This window comes from Providencia sp. AGC89, from assembly GCF_053543535.1.
The window spans coordinates 48,017-62,135 of sequence record NZ_JBIXLP010000072.1; the positions used below are offsets into that span (position 1 = coordinate 48,017).

The following is a 14,119-nucleotide window of genomic DNA, read 5'->3' on the forward strand; positions in this document are numbered from 1 at the left end:
GCATTTTCCTTTATTAGTATCTAGGTTCTGCCTATGCTAAAATTACGCGCTTTCCATTTCCATAGATGCGTAATTGAAGATGAAACATACCCTTGAAGTCATGATCTCTGAAGAAGAGATTGCACAACGAATCAGTGAATTAGCAGATAAAATTAGCACTCATTATCAACAAGTTGATGGTGAGTTAGTCCTTGTTGGTCTGCTAAAAGGTTCCTTTATTTTTATGGCTGATTTGTGCCGTAAAATTAATGTTCCCCATGAAGTCGATTTTATGACTGTTTCAAGTTATGGCAATGCAATGACATCGAGTCGTGATGTGAAAATTGTCAAAGATTTGGATGAAGATATTCGTGACAAACATGTCTTGATCGTGGAAGATATTATCGATTCAGGCAATACCTTAAATAAAGTCCGTGAGATTTTCGAATTACGTGGCCCTAAATCAGTCGCAATTTGTACATTACTTGATAAGCCTTCACGTCGAGAAGTGGATGTCCCTGTCGAGTGGATTGGCTATTCAATTGAAGACAAATTTGTGGTTGGTTATGGTATCGATTACGCTCAACAGTACCGTCATTTACCTTATATTGGTCATGTAACCTTACTTGAAGATTAAGGTATAAACAACGAATAACTAAAAAGGACAGCAATGCTGTCCTTTTGTTTATTCTCATTGAAATTTCAATGAATTATTTTTAGTTATTCTCGATAATTACAGGATAACCAGTAATCTTTCCATTCTTATTATCAAGGTAAGGCGTAATCAGTGTAGTGATATCTCCTGAACTGATTTTTCCATAATAATTAGAAATAGAATAGTCTGCTTTAGCCGTTAAATCAAGACCTGCACTCATAATACCGTCATAGTTAGAAATCTCGTTCGCACTCGCATTTAGATTTCCTGCACTATTAATTTGAGCATAGTTATTAATGATTTCGTTGCCCATTGTAATATCAATGTCAGCTTGCCCTGCTGCGGGGAAGATAGCATTTGTCTGAATAATCCCTGACTTATTATTCAGCTGATAACCTTTGATATTAATGCTACCATCATTAGCGATAATTCCGCCTTTTTGAGATGATGATAAGCCAAGGTGGAAGGTACCTCTTTTAAAGTCGGCAGCATTGGTATTGCTAACGTATTCAGCATTCATCACTATATTATTGTCAGCTTTAATTAATCCACTACTATTATCTAGATACTTAGAGATAAAGTTAAGATCAAAACCTTTAATATAGCTTAAATTGTTTACCAAATTACCAATGTTGAATGTGGACTTACCATTGTTAGAAACAATAGTACTACTCTTAACATTGGTTAGCTTCGGTGATGTGATATTCATCAATTTGTCGCTACTAATAGTCGATACAGTATCGTTGATGATTTCTCTGCTGGCGGTGATGTCCATTCGACCCGTTTCCGCTTTAATTACCGATTCTTTGTTTGATAGGTAAGTACCGTCAATATTCACACGACGATTAGCATTAATGGCACTAGAACGATTCTCTAATTCAGTGCCCGTAAAGCTAAAGTCCCTCCCAGCTGTTATAGCTGAATGTTCATTTATTATCCGAGCATCAGTAATATTGATATCTCGGCCTGCGATCAGCCTATTTTTTCCGTATTTACTATTGCTATTTTGCCTATTATAAACAAGACCGTTCTTAACATTAATATCGCCTTGTTCAGCTAAAACTAAACCGCCTGTATTGTTAATGGTGGAGGTGGAGTGAAGATTCAGGTTGACGTTTTTCTTTGCACTGATTAAGCCATCATACATATTAGCTATGTAACCAGTAATAGCGGTAATAGTGATGCTTCCATCAGTTGAAATAATGGTTCCTTTATCATTCAGAAGCGCCATTTCAGTTCCATGAAGGTAGTTGACATCTGGGGTGCCAGTTATATTAATATCCCCTTTACTTTTTATGGTTCCTGTATTATTTATCGAATAAGAATCCACAGTTAACCCACCGTTTCCAGCATTGATTAACCCTTTATTCTTTAAATAATTGTGTTTAACATTAACATTCAGGTTTATTTTGTTGGCATTTAAGCTGCCTTTAGAGTCAACAGTGATACCATTGAAATTTGGATCATAAGAAGCTTCCGACAAGCTAGAAAGTGTCTTACCATTTGGGTCAAACAGACTCGCGCCTGCTGATATATTTAGCTCATTGGCTTCGACCTTACCCTTAACCAATACAGCAGAGGAAATAAGGTCAATAGTATTATTGGATGTTAGGTGGTTATTAACTGTGATTTTGCCTTTATTGACGTTATATCCAATTAAGTTATCACCAGCCATAAGAGGGGTGCCTGCTACAAAGGCACCACGTGATGCATTAATAAACCCACAGCTATTACAGGTAATACCGGAAGCATTAGCTACAATCACTTGCGCTGTTTTGCCTGCAACTTCCATCATCCCATTTATAACACTAGTTTTGTTAGAAACTACTTCATTTAAAATAACTTTAGCTTCATTACCAGCAGTTAAGTTACTATTACCGAAGATGCTTCCTGCTAATTGAGTGTTAGTCGTTGAACTACTGTTATTGAAAATAACACCCTTTTCACTCACATTGAAGCTGTCAAAAGTATTATGTGAAATACCTTTATCAGTTGGTTTTTTAATGTGAATAATATTAGGGCCATTAGTATTATAAATGATACCTGTACCATCTAGACTATAAGTTTGATTGTAATCAGTAGATGAAAAATAAGGAGTGTATAACTCTGTTACATCTTTAGAATTAAGCTCACTATAGCGGTGATAGATTCCATCAGAGCCTTTCAGTTTTATTTTTGCACCTGAATTTATTTTAGCATCATAGTTATATATCTCTTTGGCATTAATAACGATATCTCTATCGCTGTTTAGTTCACCTCTTCTATTATCAAAGTTTCCTGTTAAATTAAACTCTATTCCACCTTTGCTAGCAGCTCTTTCTCTTATTTCGCTTTTAAAGAAACCATAGTCGCTGGATATTATATCACCATTGACAGTGATACCGCCATCTAAAGTTTCAATCCCACCAACGTTATTAGCTAATCCAAATTTGTATGCAACTTGATTGAAATTATTCGAGTATGTGTTATATAACTGATTAACATTAAGCGTTATATCATTATATGAACGAATATATCCGCCACTGTTGCTTAGTGAGTTAGCATCAACATTGAGTTTGTTTGCATTAATAAAACCCAGTCCATTATCAATGGTGTTTGACTCAATATTTAGCTGGTCACCTGAGATATGCCCACCGTTATTCTGAATATTATTGGCTTTAATATTGGATATATAGGTTGGTGTGGTGCTAGCTGTATTTGTCGCAGAAACTATTTTTCCTTTATTGGTAAGCTTATTAGCGGTAATATTTAATCCTCTTCCACTACTAATAATTGAGTTTGCATCATTACTAATTTCATCTGAAACGATTAAATCTAATTTAGCATTCTTCGCAGTAATTGATGATGCTTTATTTTTTAGTGTATAAGCATTAAGTGCTAGTTTACGATTGGCAGTAATGGATGAGTTAGTAATTTCACTATAACCTGCAGTTATATTGACATCTCTACCTGCTTTAATTTTTGCATTTTCGTTATAAATACGGCCAGCATTAATATTGACATCTCTGCCTGCAATAATTCTATCTTCAGATCTTGAAGTATCACGCCATTGATAAAGAGTGTCTCTAGTATCGACATTAATATCGCCTGTTTCAGTTTTAATTAAACCACCACCATTCTGAATAACATTGGACTTAATGCCAACATTATTTTTAGCATTAATTATGCCACCCCTGGTATTTGATATCAGGCTATGGGATGTTAAATTGATATCACCAGAGGTTGAAGTAAGGCGGCCTCCCTGATTATTAAAAGTCGTATCAATTTCACCAGGTTTTCTAGCGATTATATTAAGATCTTGTTTGGCAGTAATAGCAGCTTCACTGTTATTCAAGGTGTCAGCATTGATATTAATATTACCAGAAGATTCAATTCTCTTATAGTTAGTCAACCCACCTGCCGTGTTAACGGATAGCCCTTGATCTCCGGCTAAGATAGTTCCTTGGTTTTTTACACCCACTCCACCTTCTGTGGTAATTAAGGTAATTTTATCCGCATACATACCACCTAACGCAGAGACATCAATACCGACAGATGGACGACTTCCTGTACCCGCAACAGACGTTACTGCAGTTCCATTCGCATCAACAAAATTATTGCCGGTAACCACTTTAATTTCTTCAGCTTTTAACCGCCCATTGATGAGCGCAGAACGAGAAATAAGCTCTGTTGGTGAGTCTGAATTTAAACTATTATTGACAATGATTTGCCCTTTGGCAACATTATAGCCAAGGAGTTCACCATTTGAAACCAAAGGCTTACCAGTCGTCAATGTTGTACTTTCAGTATTAATAAAACCACATGAGTTACAAGTAATACCTGATGGGTTAGCGACAATAACTTGAGCTTTCTTACCCGCAACTTCAACCATACCATTCAGGGTAGTTGCATTATTAGAGTTAACCTCATTTAGGATAACTTTTGCTTCACCACCTGATAGATTAAGGTTCCCGTTAATTAAACCGCCTAATTGTGTATTAACATTATCTTTACTGTTATTTAGAATAGCGCCGTTTTTATCAACATCGAACTTACTGTATATATTGTGAGAAACACCTTTATCACTAGGTTTGTTAATATGAACAATGGTAGGACCATTGTTTTGATTCATGACACCAGCACCGTTAGTATTGATTATTTCTGCGTGAGCAATAGAGGTAACTCCTAAAATTGCTGAAACGCATAAAACGATTGGTTTTAGTTTTAACGTGGGGGTTGATGACCCACTTTTAATAGGCAAACTCATAGAAATATCCCTAAATATAATTGGAGATTGATATTTATAAACTAATAATATTCCATTATAGCCAGTAAATTATGATAGAATTAAAAAATAAGTATATTTAAAAGTGTTTAACTGACTTTGTTTTTTATTTGATAAAATTAAATACCATTAATAAACTAAATATGGATTAAAATGTAGTTTTTTTTACTAAGTCCTTTAGTATCAATGAATAAGGTTTACTCTGCGGCAGGATAATTATGTGTTAATACTTAAATGTCTATACTTACATAATTTTTCTTATTTGGAGTTAATGTTAAGTTTCATTGAATATATATATTTTGTTTTGTTATTTATTACCTTTAATGAATCTCTATTTTATTTTATTTTTATATTACTCTAATTTTGGATTAAATAAAAAAGCCCTCATATGAGAGCTTTGAATTTAAATTATTTTTTTTGAGTTAATGTTGCAATAGCTTCTCTATAACAGAGTTCAAGTTTTTCTCTGCTGTCTGCAGTGATATGTAAATCTTGTAAACGACCATTATTAATCCCGTAAACCCAACCGTGGATCATAACATTTTGTCCACGCTTCCAAGCTGATTGCATAATTGTTGAATGGCCTAAATTATAAACTTGTTCAACTACGTTTAGTTCGCATAAGCGGTTAAGGCGCTCGCATGGTTTGAGTTCACCTAACATTGAGCTGTGGCGATACCAAATATCACGTATATGCAGCAACCAGTTATTAATTAAACCGAGCTCGGTGTTATCAACAGCAGCTTCAATCCCACCACAGCCGTAGTGACCGCAGATAATAATATGTTCGACTTGAAGCACATCAACCGCATACTGTATAACTGACAAGCAATTGAGGTCTGTGTGTATAACCAAGTTAGCGACGTTACGGTGAACAAATAGATCACCAGGGGCTGCGTTAATTAATTTTTCTGCAGGTACTCGACTGTCTGAGCAGCCTATCCATAAGAATCTCGGCTTTTGCGCTTTTGATAATTCTTTGAAGAATTCAGGATCTTGTTCTTTTACTGATGCTGACCATGCTTCATTGTTAGCAAACAGCTCTTCGATTTTTCTCATCATGACTTATAGCCTAGTTGTGTTACTTTGCGATAAAATCTTATACAACATTTATTGATTAAATAATAATTAGTTATACTAATTACAGTATCCTTATGATGAACCTCTCTTTTAGACAAGACAACCATTAATTACTAACTCATTGAATTATTTTAAATAAATCAATTATCTCTTTTCTGCATAACATAGAACAGAAAAAAGTGGCATCATAAGATTATATTGCCTGTAAACCGTCTTAAGAATAAAGGTTTTTTTTACATATGACATATGCACTTGAGTTATCACAGTTAACCAAAACCTACCCTGGTGGAGTGAGAGCCCTAAGAGGAATAGACCTAAGCGTTGAAGATGGAGACTTTTATGCTTTGTTAGGGCCAAATGGCGCGGGTAAATCTACAACAATTGGCATCATCAGTTCATTAGTTAATAAAACTAGTGGTTCTGTAAAAGTTTTTGGCTACGATTTAGAAAAACAAGTTGTTCAAGCTAAGCAGCAACTTGGTTTAGTCCCTCAGGAATTTAATTTCAACCCATTTGAAACAGTATTACAAATAGTGCTTAACCAAGCGGGTTACTATGGCGTAGCTCGGCCCGTGGCTGTACAACGTGCCGAGCAATATTTGTCGCAGCTTGATTTATGGGAGAAGCGTAACGAGCGTGCGCGTAATTTGTCTGGGGGTATGAAACGCCGTTTAATGATTGCTAGAGCATTAATGCACCAACCGAAACTGTTAATTTTGGATGAACCAACCGCTGGAGTTGATATCGAATTACGCCGCTCAATGTGGACATTTTTAAAAAGTTTAAATGCGCAAGGGACAACCATTATTTTAACGACACATTATTTGGAAGAAGCTGAAATGTTGTGCCGTAATATTGGTATTATTCAACATGGCGAATTAGTTGAAAATACCAGTATGAAACAATTGTTAAGCCAACTGGAATCAGAAACGTTCATTTTCGATTTAGTACCCAAAAGTCCTATCCCTCAGTTATTGGGGTATGAGTCCCGTTTAATTGATACATCAACTCTTGAAGTTGATGTCAAAAGGGAACAAGGGCTGAACAGTGTTTTTAGTCAACTTAGTGAGCAAGGTATTCAGATTTTAAGTATGCGTAATAAAGCTAACCGTTTAGAAGAGTTATTTGTGAACTTGGTTAAAAAAGAAAATAATGTGACTGAAAAGGGGATAGTGTCATGATCTCATTATATTGGGTTGCATTGAAAACCATTTGGATAAAAGAAGTTACTCGATTTGGTCGTATATGGGTACAAACCTTGTTACCACCAGTTATTACAATGTCATTGTATTTTGTCATTTTTGGTAACCTGATAGGTTCTAGAATTGGTGATATGGGGGGCGTGGACTATATGCAATTTATAGTACCAGGTCTGATAATGATGGCAGTGATCACGAACTCATACTCAAATGTATGTTCTTCATTTTTTGGGTCTAAATTTCAGAAAAACATTGAGGAATTACTTGTTGCTCCAGTTCCAACCCATATTATTATTGCTGGTTTTGTTGGTGGGGGGGTTGCAAGAGGGATTTTAGTTGGCTTCTTGGTTACTTTAGTATCACTATTTTTTATTCCATTACAGGTTCACTCATGGGTTATGGTCATAGTGACACTTCTATTAACTGCAATTGTGTTTTCATTAGCTGGGTTATTGAATGCTATTTTTGCCAAGACATTTGATGATATTAGCATTGTTCCTACCTTTGTATTAACACCACTAACTTATTTGGGGGGTGTTTTTTATTCATTGTCATTACTACCGCCATTTTGGCAAGCAGTATCCAAGCTGAATCCCATCGTTTATATGATTAGTGGTTTTAGATACGGTTTCTTAGGTATTGCTGATGTTTCTATCGGAATTACCCTTGGGGTGCTTATGATTTTCTTGGTTGTTTTCTATTTGCTGACTTGGTATTTAATTGAGCAAGGTAGAGGGTTACGCAGCTAACTTAGCATATTTTATTTTTCTTAAGGCCATATCTAAATTTGTTATTTAATTAATTAGATATGGTCAGTTTTTAAGTATAAATACGCAGGTGATTTAAAATTAAATTAACTGGTAAAAATACTTAGTTTATTAGAGATTAAGTTTGGTAGTATAAATTTTGGAATAAATTTAGCGATTATTTACATATGAAATAGTTTTATTGGGAAACTGCAAGGTTTATAACATCTCATTCGGAATATTCCGAACTAAATCTATAGCTTTTTTCAATAAATAAACGGTTATTTATAACACCCCCTTCAAAATATATAGTTATTTATCTCTGATGTAATTAAAATTTAGAGTTAAAGACTCAAAATACAATTAAAGTATTTATATTATTAACTCGTGCTTATTATAAGTAGACAAAGTAGTTGTTATAGCTGGTTATAATTATATTTTAACTTAATTAGCTTGTTTTGTTATCGTTAACAAATGGTTTTTCTTTATTTTTTGATATATTTCTCTAAATGATCATTGTCAATAAGTTTAATTATGGATTTAATTCTTTCCTTAAATTAAATTTGCGAGTTTACTCTTAATATGGATTTTATCTAAAAAAGCTAATATACTTTTTGTGAATTAAATATATGGGGTATTAAGTATTTAAAAGTAATTTAACTACTAGTCTTGTACATAATTAATAATTATTTACTGGTATATAAGAGGTTTATATGATTTTAAAAAAATCTGTATTAATGACATCAATTATTATTGTGTCATTATCGGGCATGGCACATGCAGCGGTTGATAGTGGTAATGCTAGAGGTACGATAAATTTTAAAGGGCAATTTATTGATACAACTTGCACTATTGAAGTTAATAATACAAATAAAAATGAAGGTACTGTGCAACTGGGTACTTGGATGACAAATACCTTTGATAAAATCGGTGAATTAACAGAAGCTGTTCCTTTAACAATAGGCTTAAGTGGCTGCCCTGCAACATTAACTCGGGCACGAGTTACTTTCGGTGGGACGGCACATGCTGATGACAACAAACTATATGCGGTTAGTGAAGCAACAGGTGTTGGTATTGGTATTTCTGGTGATGTAAATGGAACAAATTTTTATACTCCAGACACTGAAGCTGATGGTATTGATTTAACGAGTAATGGCGGTGAGAAAACCTATTACGCACGCTACGTTACAACTGCGAATGAAGTTACAGCAGGTAAAGCGAATGCTGATGTCACAGTAACTATTCAATACAACCAATAATTAACTTAATTAGGGAACGATTGTTCCCTCTTTTTGATAGGGGAAAATTTTGAAAAAATCTCTTATTTTGCTAGTACTTCTATGTATGACAGCAGTTAACGTAAATGCTAGTGTGGTTTTAGGTGGTACGCGCGTCATTTATGAAGGTAATAAAAAAGAAGCCTCTATATCAGTTCGGAACGATGAAAAAATCCCTTTTCTTGTTCAGTCGTGGGTGAATAGTTTTGATGATAGTGAAAAACAGAAAATACCATTTACAGTAACACCGCCTCTTTTTCGTATTGAGCCTGAATCAGTAAATGCAATTCGAATTGTATTAACGGATCCTAAATTACCATCAGATAAAGAGTCTATTTATTGGTTAAATGTTAAATCAATACCGCCGTCTGACCCTAATGCAACAAATAATTTAACTATCTCAATTAATAATAAAATTAAGTTAATTTATCGCCCAGTGGATTTACCAACAGCAGATGCATTTACTGCCTATGAAAAGCTCACCTTTGAAAAGAAAGGAAATAGCTTAAAATCTAAAAACCCAACACCTTATTATGTGTCATTTGGTGAACTAAAAATTGGCAATAAAAAAATTACTGATCCTGGCATGGTGCCTCCAATGGGAGAAGCAACTTGGAATATTTCAGAAATCCAAGCAAATCAGGTGACTTGGAGTGCTGTTAATGATCATGGAACGATAACAAAAACAAAAACTCAGACATTAAAATAATTCGTTGGAAGAATATACATTATGCGTTGTATTCCAAGAAAACAACTCTTATCAATTTGTTGTGCTAATGCTATAACCTGTTCGCATAATTGGGTAATGTATTTTCGGTTAAAGAAAGTATGTCAGGCAGTGGCTGCAATTATTTTCACTGGTATGAATGTTAATTATGCATTTGCTGATGACTATTTTAGCCCAAGCTCATTAAGTGTGGTTGATGGTCAAAATATTGCAGATTTACCGAATTTAAATCAATTTGCTAATCCGGGTGGCCAGCTTGCAGGGGAATACCATGTTGATGTAATTGTAAATGGTATTTTAATGGAATCGAAGGTCGTTGAGTTCATTAAGGATAAGTCGTCAAATCAGCTAATTCCCCTATTAACGAAAGAAGAATTAGCACTTTGGGGTGTTAAAGTTGATGCAATTCCTGCGTTAAAAGCTCTTCCTGAAAAACAAGAAATTGTTCCTATCAGCGAATATATACCTGATGCAAAATCTATATTGGAATTGAATCAACAAAAGTTAAATATTTCGATCCCTCAAATTGCGATGGACAAGCAAGCATTAGGTACTGTGCCAACAAGTCAGTGGGAAAACGGTGTTCCCGCTTTGGTCTTAAATTATTATTATAGTGGTTCAAATAATTGGAGCCGCAATAAGTCTAAAGACTCCAATTCTCATTACTTTAATTTGCGAAGTACTGGAAACCTAGGTCCGTGGCGTTTAAAAAACTACTCAACCTATACAGATAATAATGGGAAGCGTGAGTGGGAGAACATTGAAACCAGTTTAGAAAGAGGAATTAATTATTTAAAATCACAATTAACAATAGGTGATACTGCTACACCAAGTGAAATATTTGAAGGATTTCAATTTCGAGGCGTACAGTTACGAAGTGATGAATCTATGCTACCTAGTTCAATGAGGGGATTTGCACCCGTTATTCGTGGTATAGCACAAAGTAATGCAGAAGTTACAGTTAAACAAAATAACTATGTTATTTACCAATCTTATGTTTCGCCCGGAGCATTTGAAATTGATGATTTATACCCAACAGGAACCAGCGGTGATTTGACTGTTTTGATTAAAGAAGCAGATGGTTCTGAACGTTCATTTGTAGTTCCTTTTTCATCAATTGCCATAATGCAACGTGAAGGACAGCTCAAATATTCACTAACTGGAGGGAAATATAAGTCTAATACTTCAGGTGAGGTTGAGCCAAACTTTTTGCAAAGTACATTTATTTATGGATTACCCAAAAGTATTACGGGGTATGCAGGGACTTTATTATCCAAAAACTACCAGTCTTATGCGGCAGGAATGGGGATTAACTTAGGAAGTTTTGGGGCATTATCGGCAGATATAACACAAGCTAATAGCCAAAACTTATTAGGGAAAGACAATACTGATAGCGGGCAGTCATATCGTTTTCAATATTCTAAAAATGTCACGTCTACAGGTACTTCAGTAACGTTAGCAAACTATCGTTATTCAACTGAAGGGTTTTATACATTTAGTGAAGCAAATAGCAATCAGCCTAAAATCTATCGTAATAATAAAAAAAATCGTTTTCAGGTTTCGCTTAACCAATCACTAAATGAATTCGGTAATGTCTATTTTTCGAGTTATCAGCAAGATTATTGGAACCGTTCAGGTAAAGAACGCTCATTGAATGCAGGTTATAATAATAATATTGGCGGGATCACTTACAATTTTAGCTACAGTTATACTGATAGTGCTTATCAACGTAAAGCGGATAACTATTTTTCTTTTTCAATGACTATTCCTTTGAATGATTCATCAGGCAACTACACATCGATAAACAGCAGCGTTACAGCTGATAACAGTGGTAATACGGATGCAATGATGGGGATAAGTGGTACTTTAGGTGAGAGTAATAATTTTAATTATGCTATTCAACAATCCTATGGGAATAAAGAAACACGTGCGAGCGGAAATGCATCAGCATCTTATCGGGGAAGCTATGGGGTTGCAAATGCGGCTTATGGATATGATAAATATTCACAACGAGCGAACTATGGTCTAACGGGGGCCGTTGTCGCTCATCCACATGGAATCACATTGTCTCAGCCAATCAATGATACTTTTGCTATTGTCCGTGCTCCTGGGGCGAAAAATGTACAAGTTTCAAACCGAGCAAATATTTCAACGGACTCTCGTGGTTATGCAATTATTCCTTATTTAAACCCTTATACGAAAAATGAAATTACGCTCAACATAGATTCATTACCAGATAATGTTGAATTAAAAACGAATACCGTGAGTGTCGTACCAACGAAAGGTGCAGCGATTCTGGCAAGTTATCAAACGCATGTGGGTTACAGACTATTATTTACTGTAACGCATAATGGCAAACCTGTGCCTTTTGGTGCAATGGCACAATTCTCTCAAAGTGATGATCAAAATATAAGTACAGGTATTGTGGGCGATAATGGTGATGTTTATCTCAGTGGAATGCCGGAACAAGGGCAATTACAGATAAAATGGGGTAAAAGTTTACAAGAACAATGCATTGCAGAATACCAATTAACCGCGGAACAATTAAAACAGCATTTACCTATATTGCCTGTTAATTGCCACTGAGAATAGGTTTTTAATATGAATATAAAACAGATTATTACTTCGATTGGTATTACATTGTTTTCATTTAGTGCATGCAGTATTGGGCAATTTCGTGTCAATTTAGGGGATTTAGAAATTGATTCAGCGGCACATAAACTTCCCCGTGAATCTATACTCGGTAATGGATGGAAGCAATTTGAACCTAGCGCTAACCATGAATTATGTGTTGCAGAAAATTCGGGAAATTTTAAATTTATGTTACAAGCTAATAGTCAGCCGACCGGAATGACTATTAATGATGGTTCAGGTAGTTACCCTGTTTTTAGTACTGGGATTGATGGTGTTGGTTATGTGGTTGGTGTAAGGCAAAAAGGAACGAGTCAATGGTATCCATTAACGGGAAGTAATAGCGAAATTAATGCAGTTGATGGCTCATCGGCACTACAACTTGAAACGCGGATGATGTATATCAAAACGGTTCAAGGGGATATTGAAGGGTCAGAAAAAGTTGCTACACATTTTAGCACAATTAAAGTGCAATGCACTGGTGATATGAATTGGATATCATCAGTTGGCGAAATATTACCTGCATCAACTTTAATTTCATGGGCACAGCGTACTTGCTCTATTTCATCTGTTCGTCAATCTGTTGATCTTGGAGTTCACGATATTGCTAAAGTTCGTTCACTTAATATAGGTGATACTTTTGGTCATGCTCAGCAGTCGATCACGATTAATTGTCCAAAAATAATGTCTGTTGCCTATACGATCGCAGATAATTTGCACCCCAGTAACATCAATACAGATATCATTTATTTGGAAAATAACAATGAGAACCCAGGATTTGCTGTACGTGTATATGAATCTGGGAAGTCATCTCCGTTGAGGTTGGGGGGAGATCGCTCATTATCTAATAGTTATGTATATTCTCTGCTAGATAAAACGAGTCTAAGCCCGATTATTACAAAGACATTTGAATTCAAGTACGTCAAAACGTCTAATGAAGTGAAAGCGACTAATGGTAATGCACAGGTCACGGTTACCCTTGTGTATAAATAGAAAAGGTAAATTATCAATGAATTATATAATTAATTTGCTCGTTTTTTTATTTTCTTTAACCTATATGAATGTTCTTGTCGCGGACGAATATATCAAGGTGAATTTTAGCGGCTCAATCAAAGCTAAGTCGTGTACCGTGTTCTCTGCAGCACAGAATATTGATTTAGGGACTTGGTTTTTAGAGGGAAATGGGCGTAACTTTGCTCGCGATTCAGTCACTGATTGGGTGGAATTTGATTTGGCGTTTAATTGTTCACCGGACAAGCGGCAAGTGGTCGGTGTATTAGAAGGTACGCCAGCCGAGTTAGATAATAAACTATTTGAGTTAGATAAATCAGCTGGTTCAGCAAGCGGAATGGCCATTCAAATTGAAGCTTATTCACCAGAGAATAAGCGTTGGGAAGAAAAAAATGCGAATGAAGTGAGCACATTAATTAGTTTTGCGGGAACAACATCAGGAATGAATACGGTTCAATTGCGCGCACGTTATAAGCAACTAGCAGACAGTGCAACAGGAGGAGATGCAAATGCCTCTATTACATTTGTTGTGCGAAATAACTAAGGAAAA

General features: G+C 35.3%; 10 protein-coding genes. 8 read left to right on the forward strand and 2 right to left on the reverse strand.

Annotated features, from left to right (window positions below):
- Positions 1–79: 79 nt before the first annotated feature.
- The gene (hpt, locus tag ACIPUA_RS16390) at positions 80–616 is read left to right on the forward strand and encodes a hypoxanthine phosphoribosyltransferase (RefSeq protein ID WP_042848219.1); all 537 of its coding nucleotides are present in this window, start codon (positions 80–82) and stop codon (positions 614–616) included.
- Between the two features lie 79 nt (positions 617–695).
- On the opposite strand, the gene ACIPUA_RS16395 is transcribed toward hpt, so the two are convergent.
- Both ACIPUA_RS16395 and can read right to left on the reverse strand, forming a co-directional pair.
- Entirely contained in the window at positions 696–4,880 is a 4,185-nt protein-coding gene (locus ACIPUA_RS16395; RefSeq protein WP_449059877.1) for a two-partner secretion domain-containing protein, read from the reverse strand.
- Between the two features lie 426 nt (positions 4,881–5,306).
- Positions 5,307–5,960 carry a carbonate dehydratase gene (gene can, locus ACIPUA_RS16400; protein WP_042848217.1) on the reverse strand — a complete coding sequence of 218 codons (654 nt, stop codon included), beginning with the start codon at positions 5,958–5,960 and terminating at the stop codon, positions 5,307–5,309.
- Positions 5,961–6,217: 257 nt separating this feature from the next.
- On the opposite strand from can, the gene ACIPUA_RS16405 reads away from it, so the two are divergent.
- The 7 genes from ACIPUA_RS16405 (at position 6,218) to ACIPUA_RS16435 (ending at position 14,113) form a co-directional block, all read left to right on the forward strand.
- Positions 6,218–7,159: an ABC transporter ATP-binding protein gene (locus tag ACIPUA_RS16405; protein ID WP_042848216.1), complete on the forward strand. Its 942-nt coding sequence runs from the start codon at positions 6,218–6,220 to the stop codon at positions 7,157–7,159.
- Positions 7,156–7,926 carry an ABC transporter permease gene (locus ACIPUA_RS16410; RefSeq protein ID WP_042848215.1) on the forward strand — a complete coding sequence of 257 codons (771 nt, stop codon included), beginning with the start codon at positions 7,156–7,158 and terminating at the stop codon, positions 7,924–7,926. Before ACIPUA_RS16405 ends, ACIPUA_RS16410 begins: the two co-directional genes overlap by 4 nt.
- Before the next feature lie 710 nt (positions 7,927–8,636).
- Positions 8,637–9,182, forward strand: coding sequence for a fimbrial protein (locus tag ACIPUA_RS16415; RefSeq protein WP_042848214.1), 546 nt, complete (start codon positions 8,637–8,639; stop codon positions 9,180–9,182).
- A 49-nt stretch (positions 9,183–9,231) separates the two neighbouring features.
- Positions 9,232–9,909 carry a fimbrial biogenesis chaperone gene (locus ACIPUA_RS16420; protein WP_042848213.1) on the forward strand — a complete coding sequence of 226 codons (678 nt, stop codon included), beginning with the start codon at positions 9,232–9,234 and terminating at the stop codon, positions 9,907–9,909.
- 129 nt (positions 9,910–10,038) lie between these two features.
- Positions 10,039–12,513: a fimbria/pilus outer membrane usher protein gene (locus ACIPUA_RS16425; protein WP_226619096.1), complete on the forward strand. Its 2,475-nt coding sequence runs from the start codon at positions 10,039–10,041 to the stop codon at positions 12,511–12,513.
- Between the two features lie 15 nt (positions 12,514–12,528).
- On the forward strand, positions 12,529–13,551 hold the full coding sequence (locus ACIPUA_RS16430) for a fimbrial protein (RefSeq protein ID WP_129466338.1): 1,023 nt from the start codon (positions 12,529–12,531) through the stop codon (positions 13,549–13,551).
- Between the two features lie 16 nt (positions 13,552–13,567).
- Positions 13,568–14,113, forward strand: coding sequence for a fimbrial protein (locus tag ACIPUA_RS16435; RefSeq protein ID WP_042848204.1), 546 nt, complete (start codon positions 13,568–13,570; stop codon positions 14,111–14,113).
- Positions 14,114–14,119 lie beyond the last annotated feature (6 nt).